Below are 16,871 nucleotides of genomic sequence, written 5' to 3' on the forward strand. Positions count from 1 at the left end.
TCGCCAAGCATGACTCGCGCGCGGCGCGGAGGCCAGTGAATATGCGGTGCCGCCGATCAGACCGGCGGCTCCGGGTCGTACTGGATCAGGCGGCGCACCTCGGCCGCGCGCTGGGCACTCGCCAGCCTGCGCACCAGGTGCAAGGCCATGTCGATGCCCGCGGACACTCCGGCGGAGGTGATGATGTCGCCGTCGTCGACGTAGCGATCCTCGGTGCGGACGGCGATGCTGGGGTCGAGTTCGGCCAGCCGGTCGAGTGACTTCCAGTGCGTGGTCGCCGGGCGTCCGGCCAGCAGTCCCGCGGCCGCGAGGACCAGCGAACCGGTGCACACGCTGGTGATCAGCGGGGTGACCGCGCGTTGCGCGCGGGTCCATTCGAGCATCGGCTCGTCGTTCACCATGGGCCTGGTGCCCATGCCGCCGGGGAAGATCAGCACGTCGCGGCGCGGCGCGGTGTCGAATGAGTACGTCGCCTCGATCCGCATCCCTTTCGCGCAGGTGACCGGGCCGCCATCCAGCGAGAAGGTGAACACCGTGTAGCCGTCGTCGGGGAAATGCTGGGTCCAGAAGGCCAGCACCTCCCACGGACCGACCGCGTCGAGCTCCTCGACGCCGGGGAACAGCAGCAGACCGACGGTGCGCGTCATGCTTCTCCTCTCACCGCGACGAACCGCAGGTCAGCCGTCAGGCGGTAGCGGTAGGTCACATTCGATCAACATTCTCGCCAGGTAAGGCAACCACTCGCCCCAGGGACAAGCCAGTTATTTGCCAGAGACACGTACAACAGTTCCCAATTTTTCATACCTCGAGTTCGCTTCTTCGGCATCCGACAAACTGGTCACCGAATTATGGGCCCAGAAAAGCCCTTACATCGCCGCTAATATCGCGTCGAAGCACGTGCCTACGCCCGTTCCATCGCGCGAGAAAGTATCGACAGTCCGGGAGACACGCCCATTAGCTAAGAGTTAGCCTGTCTCCATGACCAAAATACTGGCATTCACCTCACCGGCCAAAGGACACCTGTATCCGGTCGCGCCGGTACTGGCAGAGCTGGTATCCCGTGGCCACGACGTCACCGTGCTGACGATGCCGGACAGCGAAGACGCACTGCAGCAATTCGGCATCGCGGTGCGCCCGCTGCCACCGGCGCTGGCGAACGACACCCTCCACGATTGGGCGACCACCTCGCGGATCGGAGCACTGCGCGCGACCGTGCGCGCCCTCGTCGCGCGCATCCCCGACGAGATCCAGGCGCTGCGAGCCGCGATCATCGCCGAACGACCCGACGCACTCCTGATCGACGTCACCGCGACCGGCGCGCAGATCCTGGCCGCCGCGAGCGGCTTGCCATGGGCCGCATGGTCACCGATCCTGCTGCCGATCCCGTCGCGCGATGTGCCGCCGTTCGGTCCCGGACTGCAGCCGATGGCGGGACGACTCGGCCGCGTACGCGACGGCATCGTGCGGTGGCACCTGAACCGCCGCTGGAACGAGACGCTGCCGCAGCTCAACCACATGCGCGAGTACTACGGGCTGGCGCCGCTGGCGAACACCGTCGACTACCTCAGACAAGCGCCGCTGATGCTCAACTTCACCGCACCACCCTTCGACGACGTGCGCACCGACTGGCCCGCGTCGGTCCAGCAGATCGGGCCAGGCCTGTGGGCGCCGGACGCCGAACCGCCCGCCTGGCTCGACGAGATCGACCGGCCGCTGGCGCTCGTCACCTGCTCGACCGAATTCCAGGACGACGGCAGGCTCGCCCAGATCGCGATGGACGCGCTGGCCGACAGCAGTCTCTACACGGTCGTCACCGCAGGCGCGCTCGATCCGGCGAGCTTCACCGTCCCGCCGAATGCGCGGGTCGAGCAGTTCGTCCCGCATCACCTGCTGCTCGATCGCACCACCGTGGTGATCTCGCACGGCACCATGGGCGTCACCCAAAAGGCTTTGGCCGCAGGCGTTCCGGTGTGCGCCGTGCCGTTCGGAAGGGACCAGTCCGAGGTGGCGCGGCGGGTGGTCGGCAACGCGGCGGGCAGTTGGCTGCCCGCGAAACGGCTCACCGTCGCCAACCTCCGTGTCGCGATCGACAAGGCGGCGCGCTGCCGAGACGGCGCGGCCGTGGTCGCCGCCGGATTCGCCGCCGCAGGCGGCACACTGCGTGGCGCGAATCTGCTCGAGCAGCACTTCGCCGGACACCAGCACACACCGAGGGTCGAGGCCCCGGTCATCCACACCTCGCACCCCTATCCCATGAATGAAGCAGCCCCGTTGATCACCCCTGAGGAGAGGGACCCGATGGTCAAAGGGTCCGACGAGGCCGCGCCGAACGACGAATCCCACGATCCCGCACCGGGTTCGGATTTCGAACGCGGACGCTGAGCGGGACCGGCAGGGACCCTTCCCTCGCAGAGGTACCGCCGCCCATTAGACGCATCCGGCGTCGAAGGGTTGTGCACGGGCCGACCGCGCGCGACGGTGGATGGCCGGATCGAAAACAGCGAGGAGGGGCACATGGCCGCCGCCGATCAGCCACGTTCAGGGTCGCAGGCCGTGGAGCGCGCCATCCACCTGCTCAATTGCTTCGAAGGCGACGACCCCGAGCTGTCGATCAGCGAATTGGCGCACCTGGCAGGCATTCCGGTGAGCACCGCGCATCGGCTGGCCCAGGCCCTGGTGCGTGGCAGGCTGCTCGAACAGGATCAGGCCACCGACCGGTACCGGGTCGGCCACGGCCTGGCTACGCTGGCCGCACCCGCGCTGACCAGGCTCGGGATCGACGCGGCGGCACCACACCTGTATGCACTCGCCGCGGGCATCCGGATCACCACGAGCCTCAGCGTCGTCGACGCCAAGGAGGCGGTGACGGTGCTACAGGCCCGACCGCCGGTGCACTTCTGCGCCCACCAGCTGCCGCGTCTGCGCCAACCACTGCGCTCGAGCGCCTCGGGGCGCGCCCTGCTGGCACACTTGCCCGCGGGGCCGCATCTGGCCACCGAGTTGGATCTGGTGCGGCGCAAAGGTTTTGCGGTCGAGGAGTTCGACGGAGTCGACGATCCGGTGCGGTCGATCGCGGTGCCGGTGTTCGGGGCGGACAAGCAGGTCTGGGGTGCGCTGAGCGTCCAAGCACGCTCGGCTCGACTGAACGACGAGCTGGTGCGCGAAATCCTGCCCGCGATGCGGCAGATCGCCGTGCGCATCGGCGGCGTCGTGCAGAACAGTTCGGCGCCGGGCATATTCACGGCGTAATTAAATTCACCGCGGTTTTCACAATGTGGAATGACCGTTGTCAGTGGCGGCGTGCAGCAACACGATAGAGGTCAACCCGGGTGCCGCACGGCATCCAGCTTCACGGAAGTCTCGAAGAGTTGATACCTACCGCGCTGATCCGCCGCAGGGCGATCGACCTCATGCGCGTGCCGCACGGGATCTGTCGCCGCTGACGCGCAGTGCGCCGCACCGCAGCGACTACCTCGCCTTCCGCTCAATTCTTGTGCCGCCGTGCCTGTTCCATTGTCGCGCGCGGTCTTCTCGAAGGACATCAACCATGCCCTCCTCCGCACCTCCGTTGCGCGCCGTTCGCGCGCTCGCCGCCGCCGTCGCCCTGGTCACCGGCCTCTCCGTCCTCACAGGCTGCGGCACGTCCGAGCCGGGCAACACCGCAGACGGCAAGACCGTTTTCCGGTATCAAGGCGCCACCGGCCAGGTCTCCCCCTTCGAATTGGCCGATGATCTCGGCTACTTCTCCAAGATCGCACTGCGCTGGGTGGGTGACACCACCAGCGGCCCGGCCAATATTCAAGCGGCGGCGACGAATCAGGTCGAATTCGGCAGCGCGTTCAACGGCGCGGTGGTGAAACTGATCGCGGGTGGGGCGAAGGTCACCTCGGTGCTCAGTTCTTATGGTTCGGACGATCAGTCGTTCACCGGGTATTTCGTCCGCGACGACGCGGGCATCAATTCACCGCGCGATCTCATCGGCAAGAAGGTCGGCATCAACACCCTCGGCGCGCACCACGAGTTCGTCACCCGAGAGTGGCTACACCAGCAGGGTCTCAGCGAAAAGGAGATCAAGCAGGTCGAGCTGACCGTGGTGCCACCGGCGAACACCGAGGACGCGCTGCGCAAGGGTCAGATCGACGTCGGCGCTCTCGGTAGCGTGTTCCGCGAAACGGCCGTCGAACGCGGCGGCATCCACCCGCTCTACACCGACAAGGCCCTGTTCGGCACCTTCGACTACGGCACCTATGTGTTCCGCAACGACTACCTCGCCAAAAACCAGGAAGCCGTCAAGGATTTCGTGCAGGGCACCGCGCGGGCGACTCGCTGGCTGCAGGTCACCCCGCGCGAGGAGGCGGTGGCCAGGCTCACCTCGATCATCGAGAAGCGCGGCCGCAACGAGAACACCGGCCTGCTGAAGTACTGGCGCAGCTCCGGAATTCCGGTGCCGGGCGCGGTGATCGCCGAGAAGGAACTGCAGATCTGGATCGACTGGCTGGTGCGCAACGGCGAGCTGAAGGACGGCCAGTTGAAGGCCACCGATCTGTTCACCAACAAGGACAATCCCTACGCGAACGGCACCTACACGCCGACGAGCGGACCGGCAGGCGAAGTGGTGGCCGCGAAATGACCAGCACCGCAAAGCTTTCGCTGACCCACGTGCGCAAGCAGTTCGCGATCCGCGGTTCGGCCGAGAACTTCACCGCCATCGACGACATCTCGCTCGACCTGCGCGACGGTGAGTTCCTCGTCCTGGTCGGACCGAGCGGCTCGGGCAAGTCGACACTGCTCGACCTGCTCGGCGGCCTGACCACGCCGACCTCCGGCGAGATCCTGCTGGACGGCAAGCCCGTCACCGGACCGGGCCTCGATCGCGGCATCGTGTTCCAGCAGTACGCGCTGCTGCCGTGGCGCACCGCCCGGAGCAACATCGAATTCGGGCTCGAGGCAAAGGGATTGCGCCGCAAGGCGCGACGGGAACTCGCCGAACACTACCTGGAGTTGGTCGGGCTGACCGGTTTCGGCGATCGCTATCCGCACGAACTGTCCGGCGGCATGAAGCAGCGCGTCGCCATCGCCCGCAGCCTTGCCTTCGACCCCGAGGTGCTGCTGATGGACGAGCCGTTCGCCGCGCTCGACGCGCAAACCCGGGAATCCTTGCAGGACGAGCTGTTACGCATCTGGCGAGCCACCGGCAAGACGGTGCTGTTCATCACGCACGGCATCGACGAGGCCGTGTACCTCGGCCAGCGGGTCGCGGTGCTGACCTCGCGGCCGGGCCGGATCAAGGCGGTCGTCGACGTGACGATCGACCGGGCGGCCGGGGGTGACATTCGGTCGTCGGAACAGTTCAGGGACTACCGCCACGAGATCTGGTCGCTGCTGCAGAGCGAGGTGCAGCGCGCCGCGACACAAGAACGAGAGTCGCTGTCCGACACCACGACTCACGCCGACACCGCGACAGAAAGGCTGACCCATGTCTAGTGCGGTGAGTGTGGTCCTGCCCCGAAGGGCGACGACGGCGCGGACGACAGGCGCCGGGAACGCCCTCGGATCGCGGGCGGCCCGGCTGATCGGTCGCGTCGCATGGCGGGCATTCAAGCCGACCGTCGTGATCGCGCTGTTCCTGCTGCTGTGGCAGCTCGCTCCGACGTTCGGCTTGGTGGACGAAGTCTTCCTGCCGCCGTTCTCGGTGGTCGCCCAGGCGTTCGTCGACCTGGCCGCGAGCGGTGAGCTGTGGACGCACGTGTCGGCCAGCCTGAGCCGGTCGCTGGCCGGGTACGCGATCGCACTGCTCGTCGCCGTCCCGGTGGGTGTGTCGATCGCCTGGTACAAGCCGGTGGCCGACTTCCTCAACCCGATCCTCGAGCTGTTCCGCAACACCGCGGCACTGGCCTTGCTACCGGTCTTCATCCTGATCCTCGGCATCGGCGAAACCTCGAAGGTCGCCCTCGTCCTGTACGCGAGTTTCTTTCCGATACTGCTGAACACGATCACCGGCGTCCGCACCGTCGACCCACTGCTCATCAAATCGGCTGTGTCCCTTGGCCTCTCACCGCTGCGGCTGTTTCAGAAGGTGATCCTGCCCGCCGCACTGCCGTCGATCTTCACCGGCCTGCGGATGGCGGCGGCCGGCTCGATCCTTGTCCTGCTCGCCGCCGAGATGTTCGGGGCCAGAGCAGGACTCGGCTATCTGATCACCGCGACGCAGCAGAACTTCCAGATCCCGAACATGTACGCGGGCATCCTCGCCATCTCGCTGCTCGGTCTCACCTTCAATGGCCTGCTGGTCGCCCTCGAACGCCGGTTCTCGCGCTGGCGCACCGAACCCAATGCCTGATCCCGCGAACCGAGAAAGCACACTCATGTCTGGAAAACAGTTCCACCTCAACGCCTTTCTGCTCGGTGTCGGGCACCACGAAGCCGCGTGGCGGCACCCGCGCACCGAGGCACATCGGGTCCTGGATGTCCGGCACTTCCAGGAGCTCGGCCGGATCGCCGAGCGCGGCAAGCTCGACTCGGTGTTCTTCGCCGACGGACTCGCCGTCGGCCCGCGCATCAAGCGCAACACCCTGGCCGTGTTCGAGCCGCTCACGCTGCTGGCCGCGATCGCCGCCGCCACCAGCCGGGTCGGGCTGATCGCCACCGCGTCGACCACCTACCACGAGCCGTTCAACCTGGCCCGCGTGTTCGCCTCGCTCGATCACCTCAGCGGTGGCCGGGCAGGCTGGAACATCGTCACGTCGGCGGGCGAGGACGAGGCGCTCAACTTCGGCTACGACCGCGTGCCCGAACACGCGCGCCGCTATGAGCGGGCCCAGGAGTTCGTCGAGGTGGCCACCAAGCTGTGGGACAGCTGGGCGGCCGACGCGATCGTCCTCGACGCCGAAGCAGGCATCTTCGCCGACCCGGACAAGGTGCACACCATCGACTTCGACGGGCCACGCTTCCAGGTCCGCGGTCCGCTGAACACGCCGCGCCCGCCGCAAGGCAGGCCGCTGCTGGTGCAGGCCGGATCGTCGGAGAGCGGAAAGGAATTCGCCGCTCGGCACGCCGAGGCCGTGTTCACCGCGCAGCGGACGCTGGCTGAAGGCCAAGCGTTCTACCGGGATCTGAAGTCGCGATTGCCGAAGTACGGCCGCACCGCCGACGAACTCAAGGTGCTGCCTGGTCTGGTGCCGTTCATCGCCGACACCACCGAAGCGGCACTCGCACTCGAGCAGGAGTTCACCGATCTGATCTCCCCCGACTACGCCCTGCGGCAACTGTCCACCCTGCTCGGTGTCGACCTCACCGAGCACGCACTCGACGCGCCACTGCCGCCGCTGCCGTCCGAGCACGAGATCGAAACGCACAAGAGCAGATTCACGCTGATCAAGGAGTTGGCGACGAACGAGAACCTGACCGTGCGGCAGCTGATCGGCAAGCTCGGCGGCGGCCGAGGACACCGGACCTTCGCGGGCACGCCGACCCAGGTCGCCGACGAACTGCAGAGCTGGTTCGAGAACGGCGCCGCCGACGGATTCAACATCATGCCGCCGTACCTGCCTGGCGGACTCGAGGACTTCGTCGACCAGGTGGTGCCGATCCTGCAGGAGCGCGGGCTCTTTCGCACCGACTACACCGCGGACACGCTGCGCGGGCACTACGGGCTCGGCCCGGTCGAGAGCCAATTCGCGCAGGAGCGGGCCGAGGCAAGCGCATGACCGTCGATCTCAATGGTCCCGAATTGCTGTGCCGCCGTTGACGAAACGGCGCGAGGTCGACTTCATGCGGGTGTGCCGCAGTGCCTGTCGTCTCGGCGATCGAACCCAGCAGCCCATCCCCCTTCTCTGAACGAGGTCCCCATGACCACGGTGCACGAACCATCCACCACGATCACCGCCACGGACGCGGTGCGGATCACCCCGGTCGCCGGCTACATCGGCGCCGACATTTCCGGCGTCGATCTGCGCGCGGAGCTCACCGACCTCGAGGTCGAGCAGATCACCGCCGCGCTGCACAAGTACAAGGTGCTGTTCTTCCGCGATCAGCACATCGGTCACGCCGAACAGATCGCGTTCTCGCGGCGCTTCGGCGCGGTCACCCCGTCCCACCCCTACGACGACGACGCGCCGACGGAATTCCCCGAGATCCTCGCCGTCGACAGTCGCCTGTACGAGAAGCGATTCGGCGTCAAGAAGTTCAGCTACACCAACTTCTGGCACACCGATGTCTCGCCGCTGATCAACCCGCCCGCCGCCTCGATCCTGCGTGCCGAGATCGCGCCGGAACAGGGCGGGGACACCGGCTGGACGAACCTCGTCGCGGCCTACGAGAACCTGCCTGCCGCGCTGCGCGAGTTCGTCGACGGGCTGCGCGCCGAACATCGGTTCGGCGGCAGCAGGCCCGTCTGGAACGCGGACAGCGACTACGCCAAGAAGGTGGCCGCCGCGCCGCTGGTGACCGAGCATCCGGTGGTCCGGGTGCACCCGGTGACCGGCGAACGCGCCCTGTTCGTCAACCCCGGCTTCACCACCCGCATCGTCGGGCTGAGCCCCAGCCAGAGCGACGCGGTGCTGAAGCTGCTGTTCGACGAGGTGGCGAACCCGGCCTATACGGTCCGGTTCCGCTGGGCGAAGGGCAGCATCGCGTTCTGGGACAACCGGGCGACCGCGCATCTCGCGCCCAGCGATCTGGATCATCTCGACGTGACGCGGGTGCTCTACCGCACGACGCTCGAGGGCGATATCCCGGTCGGCATCGACGGCACGCCGTCGACGTCCATCTCCGGGGCGCAGTTCACCGGGGCGTAGTCGGCAGGCCAGGGCCGGACGCTGGGCAGCGTCCGGCCCTGGCCGCTGAAATGGGGGCATGCCTCGGTCGGCCGATCACAGGACGATTGGCTAGGTTTGAGGAAACACACGAAGGAGAAATCTGTGCGCTTCGGCATCTTCATCCCGCAGGGTTGGCGACACGATCTGGTGGGCATCGACCCGGCGGAGCAGTGGCGGGTGATGCGGGATCTGGCGCAACGCGCGGACACCAGCGACGTCTGGGAATCGCTGTGGGTGTACGACCACTTCCACACCGTTCCGGTGCCGACCGAGGAGGCGACCCACGAGGCGTGGACGCTGATGTCGGCGTTCGCCGCGTCCACCTCGCGGATCCGGCTCGGGCAGATGTGCACCGCGATGAGCTACCGCAATCCGGCGTATCTGGCGAAGGTCGCCGCGACCGTCGACCTGATCTCCGGCGGCCGCGTCGAGATGGGCATCGGCGGCGGCTGGTACGAACACGAATGGCGCGCTTACGGTTACGGCTTCCCGTCGGCCGGTGAGCGGCTCGGCCGCCTCGACGAGGGCGTGCAGATCTTCCGACAGGCGTGGACCGAGGGCACGGCCACCCTGGACGGCAAGTACTACCAGGTCGACGGCGCCATCGTGCGGCCGCTGCCGTTGCAGGAGGGCGGAATTCCGATCTGGATCGCGGGCGGCGGCGAGAAGAAGACGCTGCGGATCGCGGCGCAGTACGCGAAATACACCAACTTCAGCAACGACCCGACGGAGTTCGCGCAGAAGTCGGAGATCCTGCGCGCCCACTGCGCCGACGTCGGCACCGATTTCGACGCCATCGTGCGGTCGTCGAACTTCAACACGGTGGTCGGTGCCACCGAAGCCGAAGTCGAAGAACGACTTTCGGCGATCCAGGCCAGGCTCGCCACGGCGCTCGGCGACGACAAAGCCAAAGAGTACGTCGACGGCATGTTCCGCCCGTCGGCCGCCGTCGGCACCCCCGAGCAGGTGCTCGAAAAGCTCTCCGCGGTCCGCGATCTCGGCCTCGGCTACGCCATCTTCAACTTCCCCGAGTCGGCGTACGACACCTCCGGCATCGAGCTCTTCGAACGCGAAGTGGCACCGGGTCTGCGCTGAGGGCGCACAGGCGAAACATGCTTGCCTGCTAGCAACGAACGGGTGGTCTCCTGTGGGAGGCCACCCGTTTCGCTATGTCGGAGTGGGGATTTCGCCAGTGGTGGGCTCAATCCACGGCGCGCTCGCCGAGGGTCTTCAGATCGAGGTCGGCGAGCCGCAGTTCGGATCGCGGCGCCCAGAATCGGATCCGCAGGACTCCCGACTCGACGTGGCATTCCGGCTCGCCGCCCGCGCCTTCGGCCATGGGCCAGCTGGCGGTCAACGCCAGCACGACCTCGTCCTGGAAGTCGGCGAGCTGCTGTTCCAGTGCACCGCAGCACACGTCGAGCCGGTCGAGGCCGAGCCCGAGCGATGTCGAGGCAAGCACGCGCGAGTGCCCGTCCACCGTCTCGCGCAGCGTCAGGTGATCCTCCGCCGCCTCGATGTGGAAAGGCTCGGAAATGTGCGCGTCGAGCTGTGCCGCGATGTGCGCCAGCACCGGCGGCAGCGGCCACGTGTTCTGAAACATGTTGATCCCCAAAATCCGGCCGCCGCCCAACTCCCAGGGAGCAGCAGACCAATGCGCCACGATAACACGAGCGTCGCCGCAGCTGATCACGTCGTTACAGAGCTCCGCGGACGCGAAAACGGGCGGCCCCCCCAAGGGAGACCGCCCGCTTCAGGTGGTGCGACTACAGCATGCAGGACACGCAGCCCTCGACTTCGGTGCCCTCCAGCGCCATTTGGCGCAGGCGGATGTAGTACAGGGTCTTGATGCCCTTGCGCCACGCGTAGATCTGCGCGCGGTTCAGGTCGCGAGTGGTCGCGGTGTCCTTGAAGAACAGCGTCAGCGACAGGCCCTGGTCCACGTGCTGGGTGGCTGCGGCGTAGGTGTCGATGATCTTCTCGTAGCCGATTTCGTAAGCGTCCTCGTAGTACTCGAGGTTGTCATTGGTGAGGTAGGGCGCCGGGTAGTAGACGCGGCCGATCTTGCCTTCCTTGCGGATCTCGATCTTCGACGCCACCGGGTGGATGGAACTGGTGGAGTGGTTGATGTAGGAGATCGAGCCGGTCGGCGGGACGGCCTGCAGGTTCTGGTTGTAGATGCCGTGCGCCATGACCGACGCCTTCAGCGCGCGCCAGTCGTCCTGGGTCGGGATGTGCACCCCGGCCTCGGCGAAGATCCGCGCCACCCGTTCGGTTTTCGGCTCCCACACCTGCTCGGTGTACTTGTCGAAGTACTCACCGCTGGCGTACTTCGACTCCGGGAAGCCACCGAAGTAGCTGCCGCGCTCCTGCGCGATCAGGTTCGACGCCCGAATCGCGTGGTAGACCACGGTGTAGAAGTAGATGTTGGTGAAATCGATGCCCTCGTCGGAGCCGTAGTGCACCCGCTCGCGGGCCAGGTACCCGTGCAGGTTCATCTGGCCGAGGCCGATCGCGTGGGATTCGTTGTTGCCCTGCTCGATCGAGGGGACCGAGTAGATGTGCGTCTGATCGGAGACCGCGGTCAACGCCCGGATCGAGGTCTCGATGGTCTGCGCGAAATCGGGTGAGTCCATCGCCTTGGCGATGTTCAACGACCCGAGGTTGCACGAAATGTCCTTGCCCACCTTGGCGTAGGACAGATCGTCGTTGAACACCGACGGCGTCGAGACCTGCAGGATCTCCGAGCACAGGTTCGAGTGGGTGATCTTGCCCGCGATCGGGTTCGCCCGGTTCACCGTGTCCTCGAACATGATGTACGGGTAGCCGGACTCGAACTGCAGCTCGGCGATGGTCTGGAAGAACTCGCGCGCCTTGATCTTCGACTTGCGGATCCGCTTGTCGTCGACCATCTCGTAGTACTTCTCGGTGACATTGATGTCGGCGAACGGCACACCGTAGATGCGTTCCACGTCGTACGGCGAGAACAGGTACATGTCCTCGTTCTTCTTCGCCAGCTCGAAGGTGATGTCCGGGATCACCACGCCGAGCGAGAGGGTCTTGATGCGGATCTTCTCGTCCGCGTTCTCCCGCTTGGTGTCCAGGAACCGGTAGATGTCCGGGTGATGCGCGTGCAGATACACCGCACCCGCGCCCTGCCTGGCGCCGAGCTGGTTGGCGTAGGAGAACGAGTCCTCCAGCAGCTTCATGATCGGGATGACACCCGAGCTCTGGTTCTCGATCTGCTTGATCGGCGCGCCGTGCTCACGAATGTTGCTGAGCAGCAACGCGACGCCGCCGCCACGCTTGGACAGCTGCAGCGCGGAGTTGATGGAGCGCCCGATGGACTCCATGTTGTCCTCGATGCGAAGCAGGAAGCAGGACACCGGCTCGCCGCGCTGCTTCTTGCCCGAGTTGAGGAAGGTCGGGGTGGCCGGCTGGAAGCGGCCATCGATGATCTCGTCCACCAGCTTGCCCGCGAGCACCTCGTCGCCAGCGGCGAGAGTCAGCGCAACCATGCAGACGCGGTCCTCGAACCGTTCCAGGTAGCGCTTGCCGTCGAAGGTTTTCAGCGTGTACGAGGTGTAGTACTTGAACGCGCCGAGGAAGGTGGGGAACCGGAACTTCTTGGCGTAGGCCTGCTGGAACAGCTGCTTGATGAACCCGCGGCTGTACTGCCCGAGCACCTCGGGCTCGTAGTACTTCTCGTCGACCAGGTAGTCCAGCTTCTCGTCCAGGTTGTGGAAGAAGACGGTGTTCTGGTTGACGTGCTGCAGGAAGTACTGGTGCGCGGCCTCGCGGTCCTTGTCGAACTGGATCTCGCCGTTGGGGCCGTACAGGTTCAGCATCGCGTTGAGGGCGTGGTAGTCCATGACCTCGGCGGCGTCCGCCCCGCGGGCGGAAGACTGCTCTAAGCGAGCCGTTTTTCCGGCCGGTGCTGTCGTTGTTGTTGCCAAAACAATCCCAATCCCTCTCGGACGCGCTCGACGTCCTCGGCGGTTCCCATGAGTTCGAAGCGATACAGGTAGGGCACCCCGCACTTGCGCGAGATCACCTCACCCGCGGAGCAGTAGGTATCGCCGAAGTTCGTGTTTCCCGCCGCGACGACCCCGCGCAGCAAGGCACGGTTGTGCGGATCGTTGAGGAACTTGGCGACCTGCCGCGGGACGAATTCCTTGTCGGATCTGGTTCCCCCCATGACGTGCCGACCGCCCCCGTAGGTGGGCACGATCAGCACGTAGGGTTCGTCGACGCGCAGCGAATCAGCGGTGTGCAATGGAATGCGAGTCGCTGGGAGACCCAGCTTCTCGACGAAACGATGGGTGTTCTCCGAGGCGCTGGAGAAGTAGACCAGCGCAGCTGTCCCGGCGGACATCGGCCACTCTCCTCTCGGAGGAACGTCGAACGGCGTAGCGGTCAGGCCGCGACGGTGGCCAGCGACTTGATGCGGTCGGGCCGGAAGCCGGACCAGTGATCCTCACCGGCCACGACGACCGGGGCCTGCAGGTAGCCGAGCGCCATGACGTAGTCACGCGCCTCGTCGTTCTCGGAGATGTCGATGACCTCGTAGTCCACCCCGGCCTTGTCGAGGGCCTTGTAGGTGGCGTTGCACTGGACGCAAGCGGGCTTGGTGTACACGGTGACGGTCATTGGTGTCCCTCTCTCCTTGTGCCTGATCCACAGCCTGTGATCCGAATGCTGATCGTTGTCGAGCGACCTGCTGATCGTTTCCAGCGACTGCGAGCAGTCACTGAACGCGCGATCCGACGTAGCTGCGCAAACTCCTGGATCTGGCCTTGAATCCCCTGCTCAGCCCCTTCGAGCCGATGTTCGCAGAGCCGGGCGCCATGCCGTCTTCCAGTACCGAAGACACTACACCTAGTGGCCGACAGATTCATCCAACACGACATGTTGCGAGTCACATTGATGAAATTCCCAGGCGGTAAGTACCTGGACGCTCGATTCGCAACCCGACACGACCGTGGTGCAGATCACAATTTCATACCGCAGCTTATGTTCAGCAAACCCCAGGGACAGCAAAGAGGGCCATCCCTGCGTCGGCAGAGACAGCCCTCGTCGAGACCGGTTCGGAAGCTTACACGGTGGCGAACTGGCGATTACACGGTGGCGAACTGGCCCTGCGTCGCCTCGACCAGCTCGTGCACGGTCGCGGCCAGCTTGGTCAGCGCCTCGGCATCCTCGCGCGGATGCGTGCTGCCGAAGCGTTCGCCGATCGTGGCGAAGTGCAGATGCGCGGACTCGACGACCGACGCGCCCGCGACACCGAGCGATTTGACCGTGTCGCCGTGCGCCCACTGCGCCGCGCGCGGGCTGATCGACGCGCTCACCACCGCGGCAGGCTTGCCCTGGAGCGCGCCGACACCATACGGCCGCGACGCCCAGTCGATGGCGTTCTTCAACACGCCGGGCAGCGTGCCGTTGTATTCCGGGGTGACGAAGAGCAGGCCGTCCGACTCGGCGACCGCATTGCGCAGCGCCTGGGCGGCGGGCGGTACCTCGCCGGGGACATCGAGGTCCTCGTTATAGAAGGGGATATCGGCGAGTCCCTCGTACAGGGTGATCTCGACTCCGGCAGGCGCGGTCTGCACGGCGGTCTCGGCAAGCTGCCGATTGATCGAGGCTGCGCGAAGACTTCCGACAAGAGCGAGGATGCGGGTCGTGGTCATGGCATCTCCTGGTGTACTGAATGGTGGTGTCCGAACTTTCATCAGTGACTAACCGGACCGTGGTCCGATTACTTCCCGCGGAGAATGCGTGAGCGCTGTGAGCTACCCCACATCCGATCGACCCGCCCCCGGGGAAGGGCAGCTGCTCGGCGTCGGCACACCGCTGCTCGGCGACACCGAGCCAGCCGAACGCGCCGACGCCGCCCGCAACCGGCAGCTGCTGCTCGACGCCGCGCAACAGCTGGTCCGCGAGCAAGGCGTCGACAGCCTGACGATGGACGCACTGGCCAAACGGGCCGGAGTCGGCAAAGGCACCGTGTTCCGCCGGTTCGGCAGCCGGTCAGGGCTGCTGATGGCGCTGCTCGATCACGCCGACCGAAAGTTCCAGGAGGCATTCATCTTCGGGCCGCCGCCGCTGGGGCCCGGCGCACCACCCGCCGACCGGATCGTCGCGTTCGGTCGCGCCCGACTGCTCGACATCGACGTGGAAGGCGAGCTGTACCGTGCCGCCGAAGAAGGCGCGGCAGGCGACCGCTACTCCGGCGCGCCCTACGGTCTGCTCAAGCGGCACGTGTCGATGCTGCTCCGGGAAGCACAGACGCCGGGTGAGATCTCGTTGCTCGCCGACAGTCTGCTTGCCACGCTCAGCGCCGGGCTGATCATGCATCAGATGCACGTGCAGGGCTACAGCCGCGACCAGATCGGGGACAACTGGGAAGCCTTGGTTCGTCACGTTGTTTCACGGTGAATCGTCAGTAAAGTTAGCTGGCATGCGGAACCTGCGCGAACAGATCACGACCGAACTAGGCGTCCAGCCGAACATCGAACCCAAGACCGAAGTGCGACGCCGGGTCGATTTCCTCAAGGATTATCTGAACGCCTCTCCCGCACAGGGTTTCGTGCTCGGCATCAGCGGCGGACAAGACAGCGCACTCACGGGTCGGCTGTGCCAGCTCGCGGTGGAGGAACTGCGCGCGGACGGCACGGACGCGACCTTCCTCGCGGTGCGGCTGCCCTACGGCGTGCAGTCCGATGAGGTCGACGCGCGGATCGCGCTGCGGTTCATCCAGCCGGACAAGTCGGTGTCGGTGAACGTGCGACCGAGCGCGAACGCGACCGCAGGCGAGGTGGCCTCGGCGCTGAAGATCGACAAGCTCCGCGATTTCGTACGCGGCAATATCAAGGCACGCGAGCGCATGGTGATCCAGTACGCGCTGGCAGGCCAGGAGAACCTGCTCGTCGTCGGCACCGATCACGCCGCCGAGGCAGTCACCGGCTTCTTCACCAAATACGGCGACGGCGGCGTCGACCTCACCCCACTGACCGGACTCACCAAACGCCAAGGCGCCGCACTGCTGCAGGAACTCGGCGCGCCGGCCAGCATCTGGTCGAAGGTGCCGACCGCCGACCTGGAAGACGACCGCCCCGCACTACCCGACGAGGAAGCCCTCGGCCTGACCTACCGCGAGATCGACGACTACCTGGAAGGCGAAGACGTCACCCCCGAAGTCGCCGACCGCATCGAAACGATCTACCTGACCACCAGACACAAGCGCACCGTCCCGGTGACCCCTCTCGACACCTGGTGGCGAGCCTAACCCCCAGCTGAACCGCACACCTTTTGCTTTCGCGCACACGATTTCACCAGCAATTCGGTATGCGGGAAACCAAAAACTGTGCGGCTCAGCATCTTCGATCTCGAAGACCCCGAGACGAGACCACCACGCCCGTTCCGGAGTTGGTCGATTGATCACGAGGCACTGATGGCGGCATCGCCCGAGAAGCCCCCGCCACCAGTGCCCCCTCACCGCAAACCAACCCTTCTGATCCCACATATCGGGATCGCGGGCTTCCCGAGACCAGTAACCGTGAGCTCGGCGTGCCTCAACCCCGAAACCCGCACCCCATCGGCGTATCCCACAGACGTTCCATACGGTTCACAGACCCCACAGCCTCTGTGAACCGTACGGAACGTCTGTGGAACGCCAGGTGCGACTCCGAGAATGAGTGCGGATCCGAGGTCTCCGATCGCGAACCCCCGCAGCCGCACACTTTCTGTCTTCCCGCACACGATTTAGTCGGCGATTCGCTGTGCGGGAAATCAAAAGGTGTGCGGGACAGAGTCTTTGATCTCGAATCGCGGTCTTTGATCTTGATGTTCCCGAGACGGACCACGCCCAGATGACCCGGCCGGGACAAGACGACGCGTGCTTTGAAGCTCTCGAAACGGGACCACAGCCAAGTAACCCGGCTGGGACGAGAGAATGCGTGAGCGACTGCGGAGGTCAGCCGGGTACGGCAGACGACGCCACCACGCTATCCGGTGCAAACCCTTGGCTGCCGAATTCACAGGAGACCGTATACCCGA

Annotated in this window: 16 protein-coding genes; 10 read left to right on the forward strand and 6 right to left on the reverse strand. The window is 65.7% G+C overall.

Translation table 11 applies throughout. The features are described from left to right. Positions 1-56: 56 nt before the first annotated feature. Entirely contained in the window at positions 57-647 is a 591-nt protein-coding gene (locus ACGFNJ_RS29720) for a DJ-1/PfpI family protein (RefSeq protein ID WP_393455282.1), read from the reverse strand. 331 nt (positions 648-978) lie between these two features. Here ACGFNJ_RS29720 and ACGFNJ_RS29725 point away from each other — a divergent pair, with 331 nt between their 5' ends. The 8 genes from ACGFNJ_RS29725 (at position 979) to ACGFNJ_RS29760 (ending at position 9,911) form a co-directional block, all read left to right on the forward strand. Continuing rightward, complete coding sequence (locus tag ACGFNJ_RS29725) at positions 979-2,382, forward strand: glycosyltransferase (RefSeq protein ID WP_393455285.1); 1,404 nt, start codon at positions 979-981, stop codon at positions 2,380-2,382. Between the two features lie 132 nt (positions 2,383-2,514). Beyond that, positions 2,515-3,249, forward strand: a complete 735-nt coding sequence (locus tag ACGFNJ_RS29730) for an IclR family transcriptional regulator (protein ID WP_393455288.1) — start codon at positions 2,515-2,517, stop codon at positions 3,247-3,249. 298 nt (positions 3,250-3,547) lie between these two features. Further along, a complete protein-coding gene (locus ACGFNJ_RS29735) occupies positions 3,548-4,630 on the forward strand; it encodes an ABC transporter substrate-binding protein (protein WP_393455291.1) in 1,083 nt (360 codons plus the stop codon). Then, positions 4,627-5,484 carry an ABC transporter ATP-binding protein gene (locus ACGFNJ_RS29740; protein ID WP_393455294.1) on the forward strand — a complete coding sequence of 286 codons (858 nt, stop codon included), beginning with the start codon at positions 4,627-4,629 and terminating at the stop codon, positions 5,482-5,484. The genes ACGFNJ_RS29735 and ACGFNJ_RS29740 overlap by 4 nt, the downstream gene beginning before the upstream one ends. Further along, the gene (locus tag ACGFNJ_RS29745; RefSeq protein WP_393455297.1) at positions 5,477-6,340 is read left to right on the forward strand and encodes an ABC transporter permease; all 864 of its coding nucleotides are present in this window, start codon (positions 5,477-5,479) and stop codon (positions 6,338-6,340) included. The genes ACGFNJ_RS29740 and ACGFNJ_RS29745 overlap by 8 nt, the downstream gene beginning before the upstream one ends. Positions 6,341-6,365: 25 nt before the next feature. Continuing rightward, on the forward strand, positions 6,366-7,706 hold the full coding sequence (locus tag ACGFNJ_RS29750) for an LLM class flavin-dependent oxidoreductase (protein ID WP_393455300.1): 1,341 nt from the start codon (positions 6,366-6,368) through the stop codon (positions 7,704-7,706). Between the two features lie 141 nt (positions 7,707-7,847). Beyond that, a complete protein-coding gene (locus ACGFNJ_RS29755) occupies positions 7,848-8,795 on the forward strand; it encodes a TauD/TfdA dioxygenase family protein (RefSeq protein WP_393455303.1) in 948 nt (315 codons plus the stop codon). Between the two features lie 123 nt (positions 8,796-8,918). Further along, positions 8,919-9,911: an LLM class F420-dependent oxidoreductase gene (locus ACGFNJ_RS29760; protein ID WP_393455306.1), complete on the forward strand. Its 993-nt coding sequence runs from the start codon at positions 8,919-8,921 to the stop codon at positions 9,909-9,911. A gap of 106 nt (positions 9,912-10,017) precedes the next feature. On the opposite strand, the gene ACGFNJ_RS29765 is transcribed toward ACGFNJ_RS29760, so the two are convergent. From ACGFNJ_RS29765 to ACGFNJ_RS29785, 5 genes are all read right to left on the reverse strand, one after another. Continuing rightward, a complete protein-coding gene (locus ACGFNJ_RS29765) occupies positions 10,018-10,419 on the reverse strand; it encodes a hypothetical protein (protein WP_393455309.1) in 402 nt (133 codons plus the stop codon). A gap of 163 nt (positions 10,420-10,582) precedes the next feature. After that, positions 10,583-12,688, reverse strand: coding sequence for a class 1b ribonucleoside-diphosphate reductase subunit alpha (gene nrdE, locus ACGFNJ_RS29770; protein ID WP_393455312.1), 2,106 nt, complete (start codon positions 12,686-12,688; stop codon positions 10,583-10,585). 38 nt (positions 12,689-12,726) lie between these two features. Continuing rightward, complete coding sequence (gene nrdI, locus ACGFNJ_RS29775) at positions 12,727-13,191, reverse strand: class Ib ribonucleoside-diphosphate reductase assembly flavoprotein NrdI (RefSeq protein WP_393455315.1); 465 nt, start codon at positions 13,189-13,191, stop codon at positions 12,727-12,729. A 41-nt stretch (positions 13,192-13,232) separates the two neighbouring features. Further along, on the reverse strand, positions 13,233-13,466 hold the full coding sequence (locus tag ACGFNJ_RS29780; protein ID WP_069163300.1) for a redoxin NrdH: 234 nt from the start codon (positions 13,464-13,466) through the stop codon (positions 13,233-13,235). A gap of 467 nt (positions 13,467-13,933) precedes the next feature. Continuing rightward, positions 13,934-14,503 carry an NAD(P)H-dependent oxidoreductase gene (locus tag ACGFNJ_RS29785; protein ID WP_393455319.1) on the reverse strand — a complete coding sequence of 190 codons (570 nt, stop codon included), beginning with the start codon at positions 14,501-14,503 and terminating at the stop codon, positions 13,934-13,936. 97 nt (positions 14,504-14,600) lie between these two features. Between ACGFNJ_RS29785 and ACGFNJ_RS29790 the strand changes: the two genes are divergently transcribed. Then, positions 14,601-15,251 (forward strand): TetR/AcrR family transcriptional regulator, encoded by a 651-nt coding sequence (locus tag ACGFNJ_RS29790; RefSeq protein WP_393455407.1) that lies wholly within the window; start codon positions 14,601-14,603, stop codon positions 15,249-15,251. 22 nt (positions 15,252-15,273) lie between these two features. Next, positions 15,274-16,101, forward strand: coding sequence for an ammonia-dependent NAD(+) synthetase (gene nadE, locus ACGFNJ_RS29795; protein ID WP_393455322.1), 828 nt, complete (start codon positions 15,274-15,276; stop codon positions 16,099-16,101). The last annotated feature ends 770 nt before the right edge of the window (positions 16,102-16,871 follow it).

Origin of the sequence: Nocardia sp. NPDC049149 (genome assembly GCF_043197455.1) — a bacterium.
In the GTDB taxonomy this organism is placed as follows: domain Bacteria; phylum Actinomycetota; class Actinomycetes; order Mycobacteriales; family Mycobacteriaceae; genus Nocardia.

What these genes read in the sequence shown, in the direction of transcription:
- ACGFNJ_RS29720 (WP_393455282.1), bottom strand. Translation starts at nt 647, where the DNA reads ATGACGCGCACCGTCGGTCTGCTGCTGTTCCCCGGCGTCGAGGAGCTC.
- ACGFNJ_RS29725 (WP_393455285.1), top strand. Translation starts at nt 979, where the DNA reads ATGACCAAAATACTGGCATTCACCTCACCGGCCAAAGGACACCTGTAT.
- ACGFNJ_RS29730 (WP_393455288.1), top strand. Translation starts at nt 2,515, where the DNA reads ATGGCCGCCGCCGATCAGCCACGTTCAGGGTCGCAGGCCGTGGAGCGC.
- ACGFNJ_RS29735 (WP_393455291.1), top strand. Translation starts at nt 3,548, where the DNA reads ATGCCCTCCTCCGCACCTCCGTTGCGCGCCGTTCGCGCGCTCGCCGCC.
- ACGFNJ_RS29740 (WP_393455294.1), top strand. Translation starts at nt 4,627, where the DNA reads ATGACCAGCACCGCAAAGCTTTCGCTGACCCACGTGCGCAAGCAGTTC.
- ACGFNJ_RS29745 (WP_393455297.1), top strand. Translation starts at nt 5,477, where the DNA reads ATGTCTAGTGCGGTGAGTGTGGTCCTGCCCCGAAGGGCGACGACGGCG.
- ACGFNJ_RS29750 (WP_393455300.1), top strand. Translation starts at nt 6,366, where the DNA reads ATGTCTGGAAAACAGTTCCACCTCAACGCCTTTCTGCTCGGTGTCGGG.
- ACGFNJ_RS29755 (WP_393455303.1), top strand. Translation starts at nt 7,848, where the DNA reads ATGACCACGGTGCACGAACCATCCACCACGATCACCGCCACGGACGCG.
- ACGFNJ_RS29765 (WP_393455309.1), bottom strand. Translation starts at nt 10,419, where the DNA reads ATGTTTCAGAACACGTGGCCGCTGCCGCCGGTGCTGGCGCACATCGCG.
- nrdE (WP_393455312.1), bottom strand. Translation starts at nt 12,688, where the DNA reads ATGGACTACCACGCCCTCAACGCGATGCTGAACCTGTACGGCCCCAAC.
- nrdI (WP_393455315.1), bottom strand. Translation starts at nt 13,191, where the DNA reads ATGTCCGCCGGGACAGCTGCGCTGGTCTACTTCTCCAGCGCCTCGGAG.
- ACGFNJ_RS29780 (WP_069163300.1), bottom strand. Translation starts at nt 13,466, where the DNA reads ATGACCGTCACCGTGTACACCAAGCCCGCTTGCGTCCAGTGCAACGCC.
- ACGFNJ_RS29785 (WP_393455319.1), bottom strand. Translation starts at nt 14,503, where the DNA reads ATGACCACGACCCGCATCCTCGCTCTTGTCGGAAGTCTTCGCGCAGCC.
- nadE (WP_393455322.1), top strand. Translation starts at nt 15,274, where the DNA reads ATGCGGAACCTGCGCGAACAGATCACGACCGAACTAGGCGTCCAGCCG.